The organism is Ruegeria sp. HKCCA0235A (assembly GCF_013033235.1).
In the GTDB taxonomy this organism is placed as follows: Bacteria; Pseudomonadota; Alphaproteobacteria; order Rhodobacterales; family Rhodobacteraceae; genus Ruegeria.
This window is the reverse complement of record NZ_WQDQ01000010.1, coordinates 91,550-114,692: the sequence shown is the minus strand read 5'-3', so window position 1 is coordinate 114,692 and position 23,143 is coordinate 91,550. Positions and strand designations below refer to the sequence as shown.

Genomic DNA, 23,143 nt, shown 5'->3' with positions numbered 1-23,143 from the left:
GATCAGGCCGCCGCTCCTTCGATCGCCCATTCATTCCCTGGCCGTGTCCAACAGGGAGAAGTTTAGCTGTAGATTGTTGCTAAGAGATCCGTCAATCTGGTCAAATATACTGCTTTTGTTCTTGAGCTAGGGGGATTTTAACCACATAGTGTCAAAAAAATACCCAGAGGTGACACGTGCAGGACTTTTCTCAGCTATTGACGAAGGCTGGCTACAGTGTAGCTGAAGCAGCCAAGCGACTTGGGTATTCTGAAGGACATATCTATCGATGGAAGCGCGGTGAAGAAACCCCGCGAGACAGCGTGATCCGTCTTCTTGAGCTTGAAATCGAAAACCGACAGGTGAACCTCGAGGGATCATTTGCTTTTATCGACCTGTTCGCTGGAATCGGCGGTCTTCGGAAGGCTATGGAGAGTGCAGGCGGCCGTTGCGTGTTTACCTCAGAATGGGATCGTTTCGCACAACAAACCTATCTGGCAAACTTTCCGGACAACCGGCCCGTTGTTGGAGACATTCAGGAAGTCAACGCAGAAGACATACCAGAGCACGACGTACTAGTTGCCGGGTTTCCCTGCCAACCGTTCTCTATCGCAGGTGTTTCCAAAAAGAATGCGCTAGGAAGAGCGCATGGTTTCGCAGATGAGACCCAAGGAACGTTGTTCTTCGATGTACTGCGGATACTGATGCATCACCGGCCGGCGGCTTTCATGCTGGAGAACGTGAAAAATCTAAAGAGCCATGACAAAGGCAGGACTTTCGATGTCATCAAAAGGAAGCTGACTGAAGAGCTTGGCTACACGCTCGATACTCGGATCATTGACGCTGGCCACTACGTTCCGCAGCACCGTGAACGAATTGTCATGGTTGGTTTTCGAGAGAAAACAGACTTTTCCTTCGATGATTTGTATTTGCCTGAATATGGGCGTCGACGCATGCGCGATATCTTGCACCCAGAAGATGGCACGGAGTCTGCTGAAGGACATTTTACTATCGGCATCGACGCAAAGGTGAACTCCAAATATACTCTTACTGATAAACTCTGGGCGTATTTGCAGGGATATGCGGCGAAACATAAGGCCAAAGGTAATGGTTTTGGTTTTGGCATGGTTGATGGGGATAGCATCTCCAGAACGCTGTCCGCTCGCTACTATAAAGACGGTTCAGAGATCCTCGTAAGTCGTGGAGAAGGTAACAACCCTCGCCGTTTAACGCCACGAGAGTGCGCACGTCTTATGGGATATCCCGAAGATTTCCGTATCCCAGTTTCTGATACTCAAGCATATAAGCAGTTCGGTAACTCGGTGGCAGTTCCAGTGTTTGCGGAGGTGGCAAATCTCATGGCACCTCATGTTTTTGACGTTATGAACCGTTCAGCATCGCTCAAGAAAGTTGGCTGATGTTCACGACAAAGCTACGCGCCGAAGGAACATGGCAGCTATCAAAAGCAGGGACACGAAGCCTGAGTTGGTGATACGAAAGGCGCTACATGCGCGAGGTTTTCGTTACAGGCTGCACTCCTCCTCCTTGCCCGGGAAACCTGATCTAGTCTTCAAGAAGCACAGGGCCGTAATTTTTGTGCATGGCTGTTTCTGGCATGGACACAACTGCCCTTTGTTTCGCTGGCCCGCTACTCGTCAAGAGTTCTGGCGGGCCAAGATTACTGGAAATCAAGAGCGTGACCGGCGTGTGGAGGCTGAGATACTGAACTTGGGCTGGAGGGTAGGTGTTGTGTGGGAGTGCGCGTTGAAAGGGCGCGAACACGTTCCCTTAATAAGGGTAATTGACTCCTTGTCGTTTTGGTTGTCCTCTGACGAAAAAACGACAGTAATTCCTAATGAATATTGATCGAAAACAACTAATTAACCTGTTGCTTCGCATGGACACGGATCTTCGTCTCCGAAGCTTGCTGTTTGAGCTGCATTTTGAAGAGTTTATCTGTCCTGCGATGATAGCGAGAAAGCCTTCCGCAGGCTTTACAACTGGCTGGATCACCGGCGAGCGCGACGGAAAACCAGTTGCTTTGAAAGATGTCAGAAATGGTCTGAATTCGGTTGATCAGAAATTTATTGAGCACGTCAGTAGCAAAGGTTGGAAAACAGGACTCTTTGAGTTTGATGGACGATCCTTTCGGGCAATGCATAACTCCGAGAATTGGCTGCAGGCTGGTTGCGAACGCGCGAATGTGAAGTTCAAAGACTATTGCTCCGAATCCGAAAGCAAAGTCGAAAATCGTGTGATGAAGTATCTTCACGTGATTGATGAGGCAGTGCTTGCCGGTGGCTTTGCCAGCCGAGCTGCGATGAACTGCTTGATGAAGGCTGAAATTGTTTCAAACATTCGCGATTTGGACGCAGTGTTCTACAGCGAAGACAATGGGTTAAGCATAGTGGAGTTTAAGCGGAAGTATCCTATGCGCAATTTCCGCCCTTGGCGGAGTGGCAAGGACTTAGAACCATTTCCGTTGGATGCTCTGAGCGATCCTGAGCCCTTCGCTAAGCCACGAAGCCGTCCCGGGCAACACTTTGGACTCGATACGAAGTCTCATGGGAAGACAGTTGTTGATGCTTTTGCTGCAGGTATTCGCTACCTGTACCTGGTTTTGGAATCGCGGATGACTTCACCAGACGAGTTCTTTGGAACCGATCTGCAAGCTCTCTATAGAAAGCCTTTACTCTTTGCAGAGGTCACGCCGGCTTCATTTCGAGGTATAGCAGAAACGAAGGGCGTTCACCGTGGTAGAGATGCGCCTCGACGAGCACAAAGCGGATCATTCAACTCTGGAAGACGATTACAGTTGACTGTTGATAGAGCCGATTTTCGGCTCTTCGATATTTTATCTCCTCAAAATGAAGTCGAATCCCTATGACGTGCCCACTGAGTAGTTTCATAGAAATGCTGAGTAGTTTCGGCGCGGTAAGATTTTACGCTAAACCGCTTGCTGCAAATGACAATTCAAAGAACCAAGTGTATCTCGGAGGAGGCTTTGGTGCCCTGAACATTATTCCTCATGGGAGCATCAAAGATGATGTAACTCATGTGGCAGGGTCCGTGCGTGATCGTGCAAAAGCACCAGTGAACTTTTTTTGGGTAACTTCTGGAAAACCAGAGTCGGCTCCAGATGCTCAGTTGATACTTTATCCTAAGTATCCAGAGGTTCGGATGTCCGGTTTCTTGCGCGGAACAAAAAACGGTCCCAACTTACTCATGACTAGTCGAGCAGAGGGCCGAGTGCTGATCTTGGGAATCTGCGACGACGGAAGAGTGTTGGGCGATGTCTTTGGTCGGGATCACCCTGCTGCAATTAGGCTAAGTGAGCTCGCGGGGGTACTCTCGACCAGTGGCGTATTCCTAGAACTGACACAACTAAGGTCTGGCGCGCAGGACACCCGAGCTGCCTTGTTGGCGGCTCTGAAGAACATTTATGATGAAGAGTGGATCGCATCGTGCAAAATTGGAAAATCCGGACAACCAGAACCTTATAGCGCCAGAAATGGCGGCGGTTACACGCTTGAAGCCAAATTGGGTATTTCTCCAAATGGTTACGCTGAACCAGATTTTTTGGGTTGGGAGCTCAAGCAATACGGTGTGAGAGATTTCGAGAGGTACATAGCTAAATCTCCCGTCACGCTGATGACGCCTGAGCCAACAGGAGGCTTCTACCGTGATGCCGGTGTTGAAGCATTCCTGCGGCGTTTTGGTTATCCCGACAAAAGCGGAAAAGAGGGGCGGATAAACTTCGGTGGGGTGTATACCAACACCAAGGAACATCACCCGGATACCGGTTTGGCGCTGAGACTTGAGGGGTTTGATGCCGCGAAAGGAAAAATTGAAGACTTAGACGGCTGTATCGTGCTCGTTGATAAATACGGAGAACTAGGCGCAACTTGGTCATTCAGGGACATCATGGCCCACTGGAACCGCAAGCATGCCAAAGCTGCGTATGTGCCATCAATTATGAAATCACCACCACCGTTCTATAAGTATGGTGGTGTGGTTCAGCTTTGCGAGGAAACAGATGTTCTTTTGTTGCTGAAAGCCATTGCGGCGGGCAGTGCCTACTACGACCCGGGCATCAAAATGGAGAAGGCTGACAGTAATAAACCGCTGTTAAAGCGAAGAAGCCAATTTCGGATCAAACACTCAGGCTTAAGCACTTTGTATCGCAATTTCGAAGAGGTCGCCTTGTGAATTCTTTGAGAGAGTATCAACGGATTCCCGTTTTCCTACCCGCACGTGGCGTCGATCTCATTTTTCACGACATTAATCCCTGCGATCTTTTCAGCCTTCGACCGGACGTGCATTTTCGTGATGGCCGCAGCGAATATTGCAGCCTCCTGCTCCGCGACATCCTTGATTGGCTGGGTTTCCCAGTAATGCACCGCGCTGTCGACACCGGCCTTTGCAGCCCCTGTCAGAAACTGACCTACTGGACCAAAGTATTTGCCCAAGATGCCAAGCATGAGGTCCGCAGCTTGATCTGAAAGGATGTTGTCCGGCGGATTGCCTGTGGCGATAGACGCGGCGACCTCGACCTTAAGGCCATTGCTGGAATCGATGACTTGCTGGAAGACTTTGAGCTGTGCTTCGCTGTAAGCGTCCTTCACCTCCTTTGGCAGTGAATTCGTGCTGAGGTTGCTGACTGCCTCAAGGAATAGCCATTTGCCGATGGTAAGCGCGATCCGTTTCTGCTGGTCAGCGTCAGCTGCCGCGTAAGCGGCCTCGGCCGCCGCGCGGTGTTGCTCAAAGAGCGCGATAGTGTTCTGGATGCGCTGTTCCACATCCGCGTCATAGTTGGCGAATTCGGCATCGAGCATTTCGACGAGCGGTCCGTCGCGGTACTTCCATGCAGCATCGCAATCAGCGAACACGCCATGTCCAGTTATCACCACTTGAGCAAAAGCCGACCCCGCTCCGAACAGGAGGGCAGCGGCCGTAACAGCTGTCGCAAACTTTTTCATAACTCCTTCCTTTCTATGTGTCTTTGTGAATTTAGCTGAATTCATCGGCCTAATGGGAGCGGTCGAAGACCCCAGCCGCATCCAGAACGTTCGCCGTTCCCGCGACGGCCCACGCTGTATGGCAGCTTTGAGCAAGCCGTCCGCATGCGAGATACCGAGATCAACATCTTCAAGTTGTAGCTGCTCATTCGCGCCAAGGTGGCCGGTTTGCGCGACGACGGGCACGACGAGGGCTGATCCAAGATACGCCCTACGCGTCTGTTCGCCTTTTTCGATCGACTCTGTCAGTATGGAAACGGTTTTAGCTGTCTTAGACCTCAACGATCATGCCCCCAAGAAATGAAATATCTAGCTCTTAAAAAAGTGGGATGACTTCAATTTACTCAATACTTTGGTTCTGATTAGTTCAGTGCAACACTCTCAACAAAATAGCAAAAACGGGCTGGCAGATTATTGTATCGGCGCATAAATCCCAATTAGTTATTCAAAAACATCAGGTCGTTTACATAGGCCCACGGGTGTAGAGTAATTGGCGATTTCGTTAAACCTGCTGCAGTCGCCACTTCCGACATCAATGACACGCAGTCATTCAGAAGAAGTTGGTACTCGCCAGCTTTCTCAAATTTCTGGGCAATTTCTTCAATAGCTTGGTGCTGGGCGGGATTTATCCAGACAAGTAGCGCCGAATCCGGTCTCTCATCCAATGGTCTTAAATCAATCCCTCCAGGCATTTTACCAAGACTGAATTTTTCGTCCTTGTCGGGATAAAGACCAAAAACACCGTCCGTAACGAATGACTCCGTGTCTTCTCGAAATGTCAAAAGAGCTACATAGGCGTGCCCGATAGATAAATCGGTGATACTTGTATCACGCGCGAAAAACACTGCCATTCGCCAAGCTTGGGGAGACAAGTCTTCTCTACGATCAACCGTTTCCTTACTCTCGACCTGGGACAGGTCGATCACTGGTATGTCCTCCGCCCAAATCAAGGAAGCCGAAAAAATAGCCCAAGAATATGTTAAAAGGCCTAGACCAAGGCGCATCATTTTTTGAGTCCGCCTGACCCGATTGAAAACCATGTTTTCATAAAAAAAGCGCAGCATAGTTTCACCCCACACCTACGACGATAGGTCCAGAACACCTTTCAAATCAAGAAATTTGGACATTTTTAGTTCCAGCTATTTGCTTCTTCTTTGCGCTAGGATCAGGGCTCATAGCCAATAAACGACGAGCGCTGTGAGTGCGATTGCTGATGGGAAGACCGTTGGCCTCCCGGACTTTTGGAGATTTAGTTTTTTGATTGCTCCTCAAGTTGCCATACGATTTCTGTATACTTGAGAACGACTTTTGATTGATTGCAGCCCATTCACAAGATGCGTCAAATGTATCTTTGGAGGTTACGAAAAAGCGCCCGAGGGAAGCTGATATAAGGAAGAAATACTATAAAAATCATCCCAGCTCACCGCCAAAAACAAACAAAATTGACAGCTGCGGCAGTTGGCAACTACTCTCAAGCTATTTCCAGCATCAATTTTTGAGGTAGGCATTGTCTATTGGTGGAAGCGATGATTCGATTTCGGTAGTTGGCAAATTAGCAGATGCCAAACTAACGCGGCGAGGGTTTATTGGCGCTGCCATGTCCGTTCCAATCGCGGCTCAAGCTGAATTCTTATTCAACCAAGCCATGCTTGAGCCGGAGCACGTAGATCTCGGTATTTCCGATGCCGGAGGATTGCTCAAGGTTGCTATTCAGAGCGGGCTGTCGCGGGATCGTCGCGCATTCTGGTCGCGATTGGGTGTAAGTGCAGTACGGCGATCGCGCGCTGTTATTGATAAGAACGGCAATGAAACGCTTGACGATGAGCAGATAAGCGGGCCGACCTGGAGTATCGAAACGGATCGATTTGGGCCCCTCACGAAAGTCCGGTTTCGCAATCAGGTCTTAAAGAGTGGTCGCCGACGCTATACCGTCTCGCTGCACGATGTTTCGTATGGACGGGTTTCCGATCGTACGGTCCGTTTCATCTTTGACGAGCATCTGGAACTGGATACCGAAGGACGTCAGCTCTTCGAGGATATGCAGCAGCATCCGGAACTGGTTGGAGAGGTCATTAAGACGCGGTTGAAGAAGCTTACCGTTGATGACGTGCCAATGCGAAGGGTTTACACCATCCGCGTGGCAACAGACATCTGGTCGTTGCGAAGCGCGCCCACCTCAAAGCGCTGGTTCGAGTTGGAACCGGCGGAAGGGTATGACGCCACCGCAAAGGTAGGAGAGTTTCTGCGGCTCGACCGCTGGATCGATCAAGCCCCGACGCGCAGGACCAAAGAGGAAACGCCTCTTGGTTTTGAGTTGCTCGTCGATGCGGGCCGGATCACATCTACCCTCAAGCTCGTCTTCAACGGACAGGTCGGTTACGAAGACAGGGACGCAGGCCGCAATGTTTTGTTGTCCTTCGACCAGTTCGGAACATGGCGTGTCGCCCGAGACGGCGTTTTTCTCAACGCTTTGGCGCCCGAACTTCAGCTTTCGAATTTCCTTATGCGGTGGCTGCCGGTTGGCGGCGAACCCCTTGAGGACCCTCCTGCGCAACCGGAAAACCCGGCTGAAGATGATGGACCTGATGTGCAGGAGCGTGCGGGTCCTTCGGCCGCGAATGAAGCATTCGAACTTGTAGGCTGGTCCGACGTCGCGCCGGGCGATGCGCCGTTGGCCTTTAAGGGCAGGGGGGAAGCACCGGGGCTGACACTCTATATCGATCCTGACGCCCGCCGCACCAGCAAGGTGCGGTTTCGCATCTTGGAACCCACGCAAATAGAGGCAGGTAAGATCAAACCCGGTCAATTGCGCGCCGAAGCTTCGCTTCTGACCGATTGGGCGCGGGTTCAGGTTGTCGGCTCGGCAAAAGCGGCCGCCGGGCCCTTCAACAAGCTTCGTGGGCGGTTGATGGAACGGGTGGACGCACCCGCCCGCATGAACGATTTCGATTATGCCGAATGTGTCGGTAATATTGGATTTGGTGCCGACTTCACCGGCCCTGCGAGTAAACACTGGCGGGTCGAGTGCGCCATCGGTCCGATCGGATTTCGTGGGCCAGCACCGGAAGACACCGTCTTGAACGGAGATGCTGAAGCTGCGGCAGATGATCCGTTTCGCCAACGCCACGGCGACCAGGTTCAGGCGGTCTTTTCCTGGGGCCGGCGCAAAAATGGACCATTCGTCCCACGGCGGCGCCCACGGACCGACTGGATCGAAATCAATGGCGTGTTGCGCGAAGCTGCCGTCACACTACCGGGCGCCGATTTCAACCGGCTGACCTTTGCGCCTACTTCGCTTACATTGCTTTTTGCTCCGGGCGAACTGCCGCCGCCGCAAACCAGCTATATCCGCCTTGCAGCACCGAAAGACGCTGCGGAGATCGCGCAATTCGATTTGTCAGACGCCGCGCTTGTCGCCGCGAAATCGGATAACCTGCTTGGCTTGACCTTCCGCTTTGGGGACCTCGCCCTTTCGATGCAACGCGATCGCACCGAACTGGTGCGCCGCAATGCCTCCTGCCGGATCACGACTGACCGTGAACTTGATGGCAGCCACGACGTTCGTGACAGTCGCCCGGTTCTGGTTGTCGAGTTTCCCGGCCAGCATTTGTTCGAGGAGGCATTTTTTCGACCTAATCTTCAGGAACTGCCCGATGTGATCTTCGAGGCACCCTCAGGGAGCGACGAAAAGCACGCGATCATGACAGTCGCGCGAAACGGGACGACGGAGGGGGTCAAATTCACTACAGAACGGGTCTTTCTGACAGCGGAAGAGCAGGGCAATGGATGGGTGCTTGATCCCAATGACCGGCAACAGGTCGTCGATCTTCTGGGCATCTTCAAACTGGATGATCCGCGCGAGAAATTTCGGACTGCGTTGAATTCAGCAAAAATCGCGGCCGAGGAATCCACCGCTTTGGCGAAGGACAAGGGAAAACCGGCCGGAGGAAAAATGACCCCGCGCCCTTTCGCAGCTCTGACCGCAAGCTTCGCCGCCGGATTGGCAAACTTGCCGGGTGCACCAGCGGATCAGCATGTCTACATCGGACCCTACGCGCTTGACCCTGACGTGATGCGCGTTGCGCGGAAAGCCTGGCGTCAATCCTTCCGGGATCAGCTCGAGGATCAGGCAAATCGGCTCCTCGAAGGGGTGCGGGACGCGGCGAAAGCGCTCCATGTAGAAGCCAATGCACTCCAACATGCCGCACTGACGCATGAGATGCGACGTATAAAGCAAGCGCATCAGACTTTCGAAGGCGCACTTGCGCTAGAGCAGCGCCTCGAAACGTTGTACCCGAGCTACCAACTGTTCCGCACCGTTTATCGCGACATGGTTCTGGATCGTACCCTGAAAGGCGCGGGCCAGAATATTGCAGATCTGGCGCCGCAGCGGATTGAAATCGTAAGCGTCGATGCGCTAGGTATTACGGACGGCCAAAACGATTTCCCGCGCTGGATGAGCCAGATTGGACTGACCGTTGAGTCGCTCCAAAAAGATCGCGATGCCGCAAGGACGAGGTTTATTGAAGCGCTCAAGGGCAAAGAACCCGTCGATATACCCGCCCGTGGCCGCATCTCGAACCCCTCGCGTTTAGCGTTCCGCGTTCGGTGCCGGGATGGAATCTCGGTCGCACGCAACAGGGTCGAAACGCTCGATGTCCCAACAGACGCGTTGGCCGAGGAGGTAAGGGAACGGCTAGACTTCACCCTGGAGGGTCTGACGCGGTTTTCCGACTTTGAGCTCTCGGTCGTTCGCCGTGCCCAGGCCGTGTATCGCCCAAGCGAAGCGGGACGGATGGACCTTGCTTCCCGCCGCCGCCTCGACCTGTCGCAGGGCGCACGTTTAGACCTTCTTGAGTTCAGCTCAGGTCCGTTCGTTACCTCTGGCACGCGCTTGGGAGAAGTCGCCAGATCTCTGAAAGACCCTCCGCACTTGCGAGAAACGGCCATCGAAATCCCCGCGCGATTGACGTTGTCGCCAGATCAGAACGCCGTGGTTATCACGCGGACCGGCAAAATCCCCGATGGTATATATTGCTCCGTTAAAGACGATAGCAAGGTGAACAAAAACTCGGGGTGCCGCCCGCTTTCGACCTTCGGTCACCAACCATACGTGCCGCTATGGTCGGCGGATTTCCTGGTGGACGAAGTGGACCCAAATCTACGTGCCGTGCACTCACCCGACTTGCGCCCCGACGTGTTTGCGGCGCGGGTCCAGCGCAAGAACTTCCAATCCGATGCAAACGCTGGCCAAGTCTATCCTGCGAGCGCCGAGGGGGGACGCTTTCCTGGTGCAAGCGCACCGCCGCGTGGGCCCGTCGCCCCGTGGCATCTTGGAGCGCATGAGACCCAGACCCGTGCCCTCGGTACGCAGAACCTAGAAAACCCGCTGCCCACGCAGCCTGCGATTTCTAGGCTCTATGCCTACCTATCGGGGGAAAAAGCACGCCTCGCCGCCATCAAAGCGCGCGATATGAAGTTTCGCGGTGCCATTGATGCTTATGCGCGCCACGAACTGGTCCTTCTCAGTTCTGTATGGGGCCTTCCCGTTTTGGGGCGTCGCAAGCCCAACGGCCAGCTTATCGCCGATGCGGGGCAATCCGAACCCGAACAGCGCTATCGCCTTGCCGACGTGGAACACGGCAGCGCGCTTTACGAGCCACGCACGCTTCAGACCATCGAATTGTCGCTGACGCCCATTGGCGGCACTCTCCGCCACGCCAGCAGTTTCGAGCCTTTTGCCGCTGCCTTTGACAGTCATGGCGAGGCCTTATTCGACGCCGCGTCGGTCGAGAGTTGGCAGCAATGGACAAACCTCGGGCGAGACGTGCATTGCGAGATCGTCTACAAAGGGTTCCTTTGGCCCATCGGTCAACGTGCCTCGCTGGTGCAGGTCACTGAACGCGAGTTCTTTATCGACATCACCGGTGCGATCCGTGCCGCCCTGCGTCAGCGGCTCTTTATCCGTGTCGGGAAAGCCGAGAAACTGTTCCCGGCATTGAAGCAACCCGCCCAGGGCCGCCGTTTCCCGGTCGAAAGGCTGAAAAACCTGACGACCCAAACACCCGATATCGTCGATCCGTCGGACGATCCTATCCGAGATACCAACGGTGCGATTACCCTGCCGGGCGGGCGTATTCAGATGGCGCAAGGCGCAAAGGGGCTCGTCTTCTGGCCGAGGACAGCGAAGCTACCCGACGCCAATATCCGTTTCGAACTCGACCTCGACGGTACTTTGACAGACATGCCGCTGATCTTCGTCGACAACGTTGCGGCCAACGACCGCCAGACATTGGAGCTGCTGGCAGCCTACTACAATGATTTACCAACACCCGACCCGCTGTCGGCAAGCGATAACCAAAAGGACTTCGACCCGATCACTCATGTCCGTACGCTTGATATGGGTGGAGGCAAAAGGCGCTATGCTGCGGAAAAAGAGGCGGGGAGTGCGAGCGCCGAAACACAGCTTTGGACACTTTGTGCAACCGGCTTGTCAGGGACCGTGTCGCAGCCCGAAGATACAGTGACTGCCCGTGTCTGGTCCCGGCAGGAAACGATCTTCCGAAGCGACCCGGTTCTGCAAGGCGCTGATCAACCGCCATTCTACCCCGCACTCGAATGCTGCCGAATCCGCGTCCGCCAGGCCGAGCGCTTGATCGGAAGGCCGCTGTCGGGTGCGCGTGCCGGGCAGGTTAAGGACAACCGGTTCCTGCGCGCCATGCCGGATGCGCATTTCGTCGAATTCGGTCTTCCGGCCTCCACCAACGCAAACGGGCCGGTTCAGTATGCTGTCGAAGGCAATGTTGCTGAAACCTATCTCGCCTTAGTTGACCAGCTCAAGCTGACCATGGGCGACAAGGGTGACAACGCGGGTGGTATCTATCGCCCCTCTGGACATGTGGTCGGGTTGTCGCGCAGCCGGGGTGTTCTGACATGGTCAGATCGGCTTGATCCGACCATTCCTCTCGCCTGCGACCGGCTGTTGTCCGTCGCAAAGGCGTTTGATATCGGCGAAAAACTGGTGCCAGCAACGCCCGAGAACGGGCAGGCACCAAAGGCCGAGAATTTGCCGTCGCTCTGCACCAAGGCGACGCCGGTGCTTATCGATCCGAATATCGAGCAGACGATCAAGGACGCCCAGAAACTCTACAGCGATATTGTCGATGGCAACGCCAAGATCCTTGGCCTCGTCAGCATAAAGCAACTTTTTGAGTTCATCGAGAAACTTGACCCACCATCAAGCGGCATGCCCGAGCTCGCCGAGAACGCCAAATACGGTGCAAAGGAAGTGCAATCAGCCATCGGACAGGTTGACGATGCGGTTGGCGATGCGCTTTCGGCCTTGGATGAGACGGTCGATCTGGTTCGCACAACGGTGATCGTTCCGCTTGCCGAGGCGGTACACGACATTCGCGAAGGCTGGAATAAACTGGACCGCGACATCGCGAGTTTCGCCGGCAAAGTGCCTGCAAAGTTTCTGGGCGATATTTCGTTCGCAAAGATTTTTCCGGACCTCCATTGCACGCTTGTCGCCTTTGACGCCGCGCTCGCCCGCGCTATCGGCGCCGCCGACGCCATCGCATTCACGCTCGCGGTCAGCGAGGTTTTCGCAGCCGGTCGCCGCTTCCTTGATGCACTGTTCCGGGCCGCGTCCGACCCCGGCCATCGCATCGAAGCGGGGCTGCGCGGCGGGATCGAAGGCATCCTTGAACTCATCAATGTTTTGCAGGAACGTCGCGCCGAACTGGTTCTAGAACTGGCAAGCAGCTTTTTGGACGACAAAGACGTCATAGCACCATTCGCCAAGATTGCGCTTTACGTCTCAGGTCAAACTGACACACTTCCCCCAGAGGTCGAAGGTTTCGCACAAAAGCTTGTAACAACTTTGATCCCGGAAACCGGTGGCCCCGAGTTCCTCGCGATCATCGCGGTGCCGCCAAAACCCGCAGGTGTGGATCAAGACCTGTGGAACGATCTTTATCCGACTGCGGACAAAGCACGCGACGTTTTGCGACTGATGATAATCTTGCTCATCAAGGATCGTGGGCAATCCTCTCTTGAAGACTTGCTAGATCAGACTAGGGCGGATTTCATCCGAACGCTCGACGACAGGTTGCGGAATGCACTGGAGAGTGTCAGGGGCTGGCTCGGCGATGATCTGACGATGGCACAGCAGATCCGGTCACTGGCAATTGAACGGGTCAACAGTACGGCGTTCCAAAGCGCGATTGCGGCACTACCCGAACCGGCCCAAGGGCAAGCAAAGACTGCATTGGACGAGTATCGCAATCTTCTTGCCGGATTCGAGGGCGATAACGAGGCTGAGGTGCGAAACGCTCTGAAGCGTTGGATAAAAACAGGCTTCAGCGACGAGTGGAACCTCTTCAAAAACACCGAACGCTATGTGCGTCAGGCCGTCGCCGGCATTGAGGCAGGCGACTTTGACAGGACTTTCGACGCCCTCGTCAGGCTTGCTGAACTGCACTTCGGACCGATGACCGGCTTCGAGCGGCTCTGCAAGGAAACGCTGGAACCATTCAAGGAAGTGGCCGCGGCGATTTATCCCGGAGAGGACGGCATACACGCGCAATTATCAACCCAGATTGATAGCTATCAGGCGCGGGTCAGCGCTCTTCTCGTCGAAGTCAAGAACGCAAATGACGAGATCGCTAGCGTCCAAACGCAATTGAATCCCGGCGGGCCGATCCATACCAAAGTTGCCGATCTTGGATCGGAAGCCGCTCTGAATACGCTGGCATCGGCACGGGAAACCGTTGCCGGACATGCAGGTAATGTCGATGCGGCATTCAATGATCTCAACAGCATAGCTCAATCCCTGGCAGCGATCGTCGCGGATGTCAAAGCCGACGCCGCACGAACCGCTCGGTTTGCCGGCCAATTCGACAAACTTGCGAATTTTGATTGCAAACCGGAGAATATCGGCGAGCTCGCCGGTCTGGATGATCTTCACCGCGATTTCCGCTTGATGATCGATGAACGACGCACGCTCATGATGCGTTTGATAGAACGCGCCAACGACATCTTCGCAGCTGTTGAAAGCCTGGTGAACAACCCGACGGTCCAAACCGCGTCTGTTGTCGGTGCGGCGGCTGCCGTCGCGGAGGACTCGGCAAATGCCTACCTGTCGGTCATCAATCTCGCCGATTTCGGCAGCGACATTGAGAATGCGGCGAATACGCAAATCCAAAGCCTGAAGGCTCTGCAAACCAGGCTTACAGAACAAGCCAACGCTTACACCGGTCAGGTCGTCACGCTTCTTCTGACGTATACAGACGAACTCGCGCGGTTGCTGGAAAGTGCAAGGGCCATGCTGCGGCGGGGTGCCGATCAGGCAAGGCCCGCGCTCATTGTGCAACTCGAAGCCCTTTTGGGTGCTGACATCAATGGCGCTGTCACCGAGATTCTTGGATTGCTCGACGAATACATTGAGTGGCTCGGCGCCGTACGCACAGCCCTCGAACAAGTGCAGACCGCCGATGACAAGGGCAAGGCACTGGCGGAAGTGAAGATCGAACCGGTTGGAAGACCAACAACCGACCTTCTCAAGTTTTTTCAATCACCCACGGAACAGGGCCTTGCGAATATCAATGTCCTGAACGCAATCGAAGATCGCCTGACAGAGGCATTGGACGACCTCGCCGACCATGGCGCTGCCTTGTTTACGAAGGTCAGCAGCGATGTCGTGACGCTCGCGAACGACGCCATCACGACCATCTTGACCACCGAAATCCCTATTCCGTTTCCAGAACTTGCGCCTATCGGCGGCAAATTCACTGGCGAGCAAGGGCGAAACAGCCTTGTTGGAATTTATCAACAGCTCCTGGAGTTCCGAAACAGAATTGCAGAGGACGAGACACTGACTGCACTGGGCGCCGACAACATACTGTTCGTGCCGCCTGACGGCCGATTGCTGCGCGATGATCCACCGAAATTCGAACCTTACCAGCCAGGTGGGGATAAAGAACTTGATGGCGGCAATGATCGGTTAGCGGGCGACGTCGCTTGGCTGACGTTTCTTGGGACGGAAGGTGCGCCGAGGCTCACCATCAACAAAGAGGACCCGGTTTATACCTTCCTTCAGGCATTTCTCAAGGAGTGGAAAGTCCTACGCCCAACGCCGGTGGAAATCGCAAGCAATATCGAGAACATCGTCGCCGAGTTCCTCAAAGGCGATCTTTTTGCGGCCATCGATTTCAATGATCTGCGCGGTCAGGTCGAAGATTACATACTCAGCCTTGTGCCCACGCAAATTGACATGAGCTATGGCTACGGCGTCGAGCTTGGGGACAAGGTCCGACAGGCGACCGCTGGGATATTCGCGCCGGGTTCCGGCTCGAAACTGTCCATCGAGGCAGGCATTAAAATCGATCTCGGATTTGACAAGGCATCCGTTCACGCCCGCACCGTTGGCCGGCTCGACGCCTTTGATGTCAAGCTCGTCGGCGACGCTTTCGACGCGCTGACGTTGAAGTTTAATGGTGCCACGTTCACAGCTGAAACCGGTAAAAAGATGAATTTCGATATCTCGTATTCCGATTACGAGATCGGACCGATGTTGGAGTTCGTTCAGCAATTCCAGAGCTTCCTCAGCCCGAAAGGCAATTCGGGTTTCTTCCTCGAGCCACAGTTCTCGCCGCTTGGGGTCGAGGCAGGCTACATCCTCAACCTCGGTGATTTCTCTGTCGGCGCGATGGCGATTTCCAATGTCGGGCTTGCGACCTCGGCGATTCTTCCATTTGAAGACAAGGACGCGCGGTTTAAAGCATCGCTTTCAACCCGCATGAGCCCCTTCACCATCACCTACACGCCTTACGGTGGATCCGGATTTTTCGCGATCGAGGCCAATGCCAATGGTATCCTGGGATTTGAGGCATCCTTCGAGTTCGGCGGCTCGGCGGTCTTTGCATTTGGACCGTTGACCGGACAGGGGCGATTGATGGCCGGGTTCTACATCCGCCAGTCGATTGCCGACAACGGTCAGAAACTCACCGAGCTCAGCGCCACTTTCTTTGTTGGCGGTACCGCGCAGATTTGGATCTTTTCCTTCGCAGCGGCGCTTTCGGTGCGGCTGGGCATGGTGAACGGCAACATGAGCGGAGAGGCGATTTTTTCGTTCTCCTTCTCGATGGGGCTGGCCGATTTCGAATACTCAGTGGTGATGTTCAAACGCGAGGCCAAAGGCTTCAATGGCCAGCAAGGGGCAAGCCTGCGCAACATGCCTTTTGGACGCGCCGGTATCCGCGTCGCTGATCTAAACTTCAACACAGGCACGCTTCAGAAACTCAGCAATCAGGTGCCGCGTGTCGACACCCGCACCGCGTGCCAGGCTCGCGACTGGCGGGGTTATGCCAAATACTTCACCGACGAACCGGCAGGGAACCTGTTCTAATGCGATCTGACCCAAAGACCGAAAAATCAAACGCAGCCGCGATGCCACGCGTCCGCATCCACGCACGCATCGTGCCGAACGGAGTTGCGCGCCGACCTTCCAGCGAAACCGGCTGCGCGCTTGAGCAATGTGATGATAGCAAACTGCGCGCGACGCTTCTTCTTACCCCTCAGATCCTGTCGTCGAATACCAAAACCGAGGGCGTGCGCCTCGACCAGTGGCCTGCGAAAGTGCACGAGCTTTTGAAAGGCGGTGTCGAGGGTTTGATCGTTACTGTTCCGTCTGGCCACGGCTCGGGCAAGGTCTGTGATGGGGACGTCAGGGCGCTGAAATTCACTGCGCCAAGTATTGCAAATATCTCGTCAGAGCGCGACCTGCAGGCGCTTTGCGACATCTGGGTCGGTTCTCTTTGGAAATACGATATCGCCGACGAAAACGGTGCCCGCGACAATGTCGTCATCGGCGCCGACAGGTGGAAGTTACTCGGCGAAAGTATCGCCCGAACGCTTGGAAGTAACTCCGTAACGTCCAACGGGATGGGGGAAGACAACGCAGTCGAAACAGCGAACAAGGTGCCTGACGCATCCCTTTACGGGGCCGACGGTCAGGTCGCGCCGTCTGAAGCGGCCGGTCAGGCAAAGACGATGAATGTTGTGGCGGCCCTCGACATCCGTCATGCGGACCTCGCCGTTTCCTTGGAAGGTCAACGCGCAGTCGCGCTTGCAGAGTCTCTGAAGGCGGCCTGCAAGGAGGCCGTTGAGCGCGCACCTAATCCGTTGAAGCGCCGGTCATCTGAGCGATCTGTCAAAGTGCTGAAAGACGCTGATATCAAGAACAACATCGACGAAGAGTATCAGGAACTTGCCAATGAGATAATCAAACAACCGCCGCGCGAAGTAAATGAGACGTTTGCCACCTACTGCAAGCGTCTTTCCGATGGGCTTCCGATCCTTCCGAATCTGGACCCCGAGAACTTTCCCGGCGGACGTCGCCTCTTTCTGCCGAAAGATGTCGAACGCATCCTTCTTACCAACGAAGGTCTGATCGCCGAGTTGCGCCGTCGACGCCGTATCGCCGAGCGCACCGCCTTGTTCGAAGATCTCAAGACCGACCGGGAAGGCTCTGTGACTCTTTACAACAAAGCCAAGAACGTCGTGATTTCAGATCAATGCGTCACCGCTAATGGTCCGGAATGGGCCGGTACGATGGTCACGCCCGCCACCGTCGCTAATGGCGAAGACGATTTCGACGACAATACTGCCGCCGCCCGCTATGCCAACTGGCAGCAATATCGAACCAAGATCGATGAAGACAAGCAGACGCAAGGTGAAAAAGTCGACAAGAGCCTAGAAGCTGCTCAACGCAGCTTTTTCACGCTACAATCCACTCCGACGCTGGCGCGCGCAACCATGCTTGCAATCGACCTCGAACTCGATCTCAACGACGAGCACAAGGCAACGTTGGATGAGATGGGAGAATATGCTCATCTCTCCGTAAATCTCAATGCTAACACGCTTGGGAATGAAGTTGAGTCCGTCCTGCCGCGCCCCTGGACGTTGCTTCGCGTAACCGAACCCGAGCGCGAGAATTGCTATCACTTCTGGCCCGCTTCGCGTGAAGAGGCGGACTGTCGATCTGCTGGCCAAGGTGCACCTGCCCAGAACACCGCACGCCAATATGGGGGATTGATGGTCATGGGCTTTGGCTCTGGTAGTGCCGCAGATACCAACACGCCACGGTTCGATATCACCAGCCTCGACATTCGGACGGCCATGGAGCTGGAACTCCAGCGTCGCAGCATCGAACAGTCAAATGTCGAGACAGAACAGGAAGTCGGCCAGCAATCGGCTACAGAGAACCGTGCAGAAACTCCCGGGGCATCCGCCACTGAAACCAAGGCGCTACCACCTGGCGTAAACGAAGCCAGCGATCCGACCGATCTGGTGGACGAAGGTGACCGCCAGGATGTCGGACTGACTCTGCTGGACCGCGGTCTTTGTACCCAGGCAATTCGGAAAATGGCCGCGCGCGACGCCAAGTTCGATACTGACGACCCGGAGGCTGCATGTGTCGTCGAGGATAGGCTTGCCATCGTACTCGACGCCGAGGATTTAACGATGGGTTACCGCCTATATGTCGGAACACCTGGCAATGATTGCACGAAATGGCATCCGATGATGTCGCGTGCGATCAAGTTTGGCACCACTGGCCCCGATTGGAGAGAAACTAGACGTATCGAAGACATCCTGTCGGACTTGGTCGGCCGCTTCGGCTCGCCCGAGCGGGTGGCGCTTGAGAGTGCTTCCTTTAACGTGCCCGGTCGTATGCTGCCGAAATCCGAGGCACCGAATGGCGGCGGCAAGCTTGACACCGAAGCAGTGTTCGAGCAGGCCGTTTCAGTCTGGGATGGTGGCCCCATGGGGGTGGAATGCTCTGTCCAGCCAGGCACCGAGATGACTACGCCAGACACATTGATCTTTGGGCGGGAACTGAGCATCCCCGAAGGCAACGCCTATCGGCTTCCCCGGTTGCGTTATGGCCGCCCCTATCGGTTTGCGTTGGCTGCCGTTTATTCCGGCGGACGTTCGATCGATGAGGTTGAATTCCCGGATGACACAGGGCAGCATGATACGCGCGCCGATCTTTACTATCCCTCCGAGCGAATGAAGTCGACTGTTCAGACCTGCGCAACCAATAGCGAAGATTGCACCTCGCCGACGGTGCAACCTTTCGTCCGGGCTCTGCGGCAAGCAAAAATCGGGGCCCCGCAGGTGCTGATGCCGGAAGGACATGCGCGACGTCTGAACGGCCCAATGGGGCCGGATCAACTTGGCATGATGCTTGTTCGAAGCGTCGATACGGACGAGAAGAACCCCAAGGATAAACGTTTCACGTCGCGCGGGCAGCCCGCAACCGCCCGCCGCGTAATCCTGATCCCGTCGATCCCGCTTGCACGTGCCGCGGCACATATGGGTAGTCCTGACAACACCGCTGGAACGACCAGCCGCCCGGAAGATCCAACTCGTGGCGTGTTCGACAATCTCCGGCAAACGCCAACTTCAACCGGTGGCCTTACTTTCGTCCGCCAACAAAAAAACGGTGGGGGATTCCCGGCGATAAAGACCAGCTATTTAAAAGGTCTGAATGGCACCCAGCATTTCTCGAAACGTGAGATCGAAGATGCCCCCGCGGATACCGCTTTGGCAGAGGGGCAGGACCTTGATGGCGCAATCTTTGCCGCCGGATCGTCTCCCAAAAGCGCTTATTATCCTGACCCCGCTGCCGAATCCCTTGTCGTGCGTGTGCGTTTGCAGGGCGGATCGGGTGATTGGCTCACGATGGTCGAAACCGCTAAACCCGACACGAAAGAGATAGCGCCCATCGATCTGATCAGCGGCAATACCTATCCTGACCGCCGTCGCGTGCTATTAACCGTGAACCGCAGAAATGATCGCGAGCAGATTCCGACTGCTCTTGAAGACATTATGACATACCGTGGGCGCAGGTCCTTCAATCCATCACATTCGGACGGCACCAATTCCTCAGGTCGGTTTACCGCCCGCGAACTGATCCTCACACTTGCCCCGCACGAGTGGGTCGATGTCGAGATGTGGCTTTTACCAAGCGCAAAACGACTTGCACGTGATTTCTCGGTCATCCAGACCCTTGGCACCCATCTCGCGCAGCGTGGCGAGAATGCTGTAGCGTCCAGCCTGAAAGCCATGTGCACAGGTGCAAATCTTTGCCTGCCCGAAGACATTTTGGACGACCTTATCGCCGATTTGCAAAGAGTTCGCGCAGGGCAAGTTTTCTTTGGTCCCGGTGGCATCGGTGCGCCGACAATGCCCGCGCTTCTGGAACTCGCAAATGCCGTGCGGCGTTGCATGATCCGCCATCCGATAGCCGAGATTTCCGGGGTGTCCTGCCTGCGCGCGATCCATGCGAATAACCGCGCAACGGTTGCCCCCGTAATCGTCCCGGCAGAAAACACAGATCACTTCAAGCGCGCCACGTATTCAAACGCAGCCTCACTGCAATACGGCCCCGAAAAGCCCCTCCGAGCGTTCCGCCCTGCCGAGCTTGCCGCCGGTCCGCGCTCGTTCGACGAACTTGTGAACGAGAGGAAGAGGGTTGAGAGGGAGAATAGAGCGTTCGGAAAGGACCAACCGTTTGAGCCTATCTCAGAGATTCCGCATGCAGTCTGCATCGATGACGGCGCGCCAATCACTGTGGCGGCGAAGGGATCGACCAACCTGATCCTTGACGGCGACGTGGCCCTCGATTTGAACCAAATCGACACGATCGAAGTGCGCGCGCGGATGGCTTTCCCCGGATCGACAACTTTCGATGATCGACTCCGTGGTCGATCGTTGGCACTCCGACGCGCCGGATGGTGGCCGCTGGTCGACAAACCGACCGGCGTTCCTGCAGATCACGAAGGGGAAGCTTTTCGTGACGCTCAAAGCCTGTTCGGATTCCACGTCTATCCCAGCGGTCAAATTGCCTTTGATCGCGCCGAAGTCACGCTTTTGCGCGCCGAGAACCTACCGCGTCCCAGTAGCAATTCCTGCCGCCGGAAGCTCAGTCTTCGCAGGCTTTTCGAAGAAGGCGATATCGGCGATGTCCGCATCACGGAACGCCACCTGTTTCCTGATGGCAAGGCGCGCCGAATGTCGGTCTGGGTCAACGGTTTGCCGCGCGCCGGGCAATTCATGCGCACTGCAGATCGCCAATTGCGGGCGGGGGACCCCTGGGTGGCCTCCGAAGGCCTGCATCACGATGTCGGTGAGCTTGTCGCCGGAGAAGACCTCCGGGCGGAGGCTCAGTGCCGGCTCAGCGAAGAGATCGAAGTCATTCTCCCAGCCACCAAGCGTCCTGCCAAACCGGACGCCCGCGCACCGCTTCCGGCATTCCGCCATGATCTGCCTAAGGAGGCCGACAAGACCCGCACCAAGCTGATGCACCACCGCCGCTCGATCATCCGCATTCCGCTCGGTCGAGAGTGGTTTTCGTCAGGCGAAGAAGAACGCCTTGGCATCGTGCTCTGGCCGCCGCAGATTTCAACAGAAGACAACCGACTGATCGAACAGAACAAAGTTGTTCTTCGCGATCCAAAAACCGGCAAAGAGGTTCGCCGGATAGACCTCGACGATCTTAGCCACTACCGCCTGACGAAACGCAAGCTTATCGACATTATCTGTCCTGCAGTAGACGGAGCAGATGATCCGATGCCGTTCGAGGACAGCCATCTTGGTCCCGGTGGCCGCTTTGTTTCGCGGCGGGGTGCCGACCCGGTGCGTGAAGGAAATCACCACAAGCAAATCCTGTTTGCACCGGGCGATTTCCCCGATCTCGATCTCGAAGACGGAGACCCTCAGAAGGCAGAGCTTGTCACCATGGTAGAGATGCCTCTGTCGGATGACGAGGCACCCGAAAGCAACGCCGGAGACCGAGCGCCCCCGATGATGGTGTCGCTCCTGACATATCAGCCAAGGTTCGACCCTGAAAAGGAGACATGGTACGTCGACGTAACGCTTGAAGACAGCGAGGCTGCCGAGACCTTCGTGCGTTTTGGTCTCGTCCGCTATCAGCCCCACACGCGACCCGAACTCCGATGCTCGCGGCCGGTCCGGCAGTTCGTCCAACCCCTACCGGAGCGTATAGCCGATATCAGCCGAATTGCGCCCGAGGAAGGCAATGGCATTCGCGTGCGGCTCTGCGGTCCGACATTCTATCGCCGCCGGATCAGCGATGCGCTTCAGGCGGAGTTGGGTTTGAAAGACCAACCAGAAAACCTAGACTCTTGGTTCGCGGATGTAGGGTGCAACCCTCCAGACGACCCGAGAATTGCGCATATGGCCGACGCATCCGACATGGTACATGGGGCTGAAGCCGCGCCGCGTATGAAGGTTACCGTCTTCCGCGAAGGGACGGACCCCCATGGGCGCGCTTTCCGCGAGACTGTACCACTTCCCGTATCCGCCGTCGGACGGGACAGCCACCTGCTATTGCCGCTTGATGCCGACACCGGTGTCATAGGCCCGAGTGATTTCGCCCCGATCACTAGAGAGAACCCCGAGGCCCGAAAGCGTTTCTTCAGGTTAAAGGAAGACGACAAGTTCAGAGCTGGGAGTGTCGTCGTCAAAGCCGCGTTCGTAGCGCGCGGCGATGGGACCTGGCTGTTGAATATTCCCAAAGAGATTCTCGGCGATTTCAACGGCCTAAAAATACAGGTCGAAGAAGTCGAAGCCTTCGAGCCGGCCGATCCTGACACACTCGAAGAACAAGCCCGCAAGTTGGTGCCGAGTATTGTTGAGAATGAAATGGTGGCGGCGGAGGAGGAGAATGACGAAACAACAAGCACGGCTGGTCCACCAAACGTTCGTACGGTTGGCTATCACCACAGCGGTGCACGGATGCGCGCGGTTTTTGATCTGTCGGGCTGGTCATAGGATCGAACCATGCAAATAGTTGCTGTGATAGCGAACGTAAGTATTGCGAATTCGCTTCCTAGGATTACTGATCGGAACATTCGTTTTGTGGCGAGGATGTCGCGGTCGATACTCAATCAAAGTAAATCAGCTATTTGGAGGTGAAAACGGCAAACCTGACATTTGATTTAAGCAAGCAAGGGGATCCAACTACGTTCGCGATACTCAAGTTAGCCGAAGGAAAAGACGTCGAACGACAGTCTGGGCTCGTCATCAATTCTGTTCGAACGCGGGGTATCGTACAT

Annotated in this window: 8 protein-coding genes; 6 read left to right on the top strand and 2 right to left on the bottom strand. The window is 55.4% G+C overall.

Annotation, left to right across the window (positions count from 1 at the left end):
• Window positions 1-176: 176 nt before the first annotated feature.
• Genes dcm through GOW56_RS16880 form a run of 4 tightly spaced genes read left to right on the top strand, consistent with a single transcriptional unit; the run spans window position 177 to window position 4,188 of the window.
• A complete protein-coding gene (dcm, locus tag GOW56_RS16895) occupies window positions 177-1,397 on the top strand; it encodes a DNA (cytosine-5-)-methyltransferase (RefSeq protein ID WP_171206600.1) in 1,221 nt (406 codons plus the stop codon).
• A 31-nt stretch (window positions 1,398-1,428) separates the two neighbouring features.
• On the top strand, window positions 1,429-1,845 hold the full coding sequence (locus GOW56_RS16890) for a very short patch repair endonuclease (protein WP_254447246.1): 417 nt from the start codon (window positions 1,429-1,431) through the stop codon (window positions 1,843-1,845).
• A complete protein-coding gene (locus GOW56_RS16885; protein WP_217358830.1) occupies window positions 1,835-2,866 on the top strand; it encodes a hypothetical protein in 1,032 nt (343 codons plus the stop codon). The genes GOW56_RS16890 and GOW56_RS16885 overlap by 11 nt, the downstream gene beginning before the upstream one ends.
• A gap of 26 nt (window positions 2,867-2,892) precedes the next feature.
• Complete coding sequence (locus GOW56_RS16880) at window positions 2,893-4,188, top strand: MvaI/BcnI family restriction endonuclease (RefSeq protein ID WP_217358829.1); 1,296 nt, start codon at window positions 2,893-2,895, stop codon at window positions 4,186-4,188.
• 35 nt (window positions 4,189-4,223) lie between these two features.
• Here the strand turns inward: GOW56_RS16880 and GOW56_RS16875 are convergent, their stop codons facing one another.
• Entirely contained in the window at window positions 4,224-4,958 is a 735-nt protein-coding gene (locus GOW56_RS16875) for a hypothetical protein (RefSeq protein ID WP_171206596.1), read from the bottom strand.
• Between the two features lie 476 nt (window positions 4,959-5,434).
• A complete protein-coding gene (locus GOW56_RS16870) occupies window positions 5,435-6,061 on the bottom strand; it encodes a hypothetical protein (RefSeq protein WP_171206595.1) in 627 nt (208 codons plus the stop codon).
• Between the two features lie 581 nt (window positions 6,062-6,642).
• Between GOW56_RS16870 and GOW56_RS16865 the strand changes: the two genes are divergently transcribed.
• A complete protein-coding gene (locus GOW56_RS16865; RefSeq protein ID WP_171206594.1) occupies window positions 6,643-16,407 on the top strand; it encodes a hypothetical protein in 9,765 nt (3,254 codons plus the stop codon).
• Window positions 16,407-22,859, top strand: a complete 6,453-nt coding sequence (locus tag GOW56_RS16860; protein WP_217358828.1) for a hypothetical protein — start codon at window positions 16,407-16,409, stop codon at window positions 22,857-22,859. Before GOW56_RS16865 ends, GOW56_RS16860 begins: the two co-directional genes overlap by 1 nt.
• Window positions 22,860-23,143: the final 284 nt, after the last annotated feature.

Excerpts from the sequence above, each read along its gene's own strand:
- GOW56_RS16890 (WP_254447246.1), top strand. The coding sequence starts at position 1,429 with ATGGCAGCTATCAAAAGCAGGGACACGAAGCCTGAGTTGGTGATACGA.
- GOW56_RS16885 (WP_217358830.1), top strand. The coding sequence starts at position 1,835 with ATGAATATTGATCGAAAACAACTAATTAACCTGTTGCTTCGCATGGAC.
- GOW56_RS16880 (WP_217358829.1), top strand. The coding sequence starts at position 2,893 with ATGCTGAGTAGTTTCGGCGCGGTAAGATTTTACGCTAAACCGCTTGCT.
- GOW56_RS16875 (WP_171206596.1), bottom strand. The coding sequence starts at position 4,958 with ATGAAAAAGTTTGCGACAGCTGTTACGGCCGCTGCCCTCCTGTTCGGA.
- GOW56_RS16870 (WP_171206595.1), bottom strand. The coding sequence starts at position 6,061 with ATGCTGCGCTTTTTTTATGAAAACATGGTTTTCAATCGGGTCAGGCGG.
- GOW56_RS16865 (WP_171206594.1), top strand. The coding sequence starts at position 6,643 with ATGCTTGAGCCGGAGCACGTAGATCTCGGTATTTCCGATGCCGGAGGA.
- GOW56_RS16860 (WP_217358828.1), top strand. The coding sequence starts at position 16,407 with ATGCGATCTGACCCAAAGACCGAAAAATCAAACGCAGCCGCGATGCCA.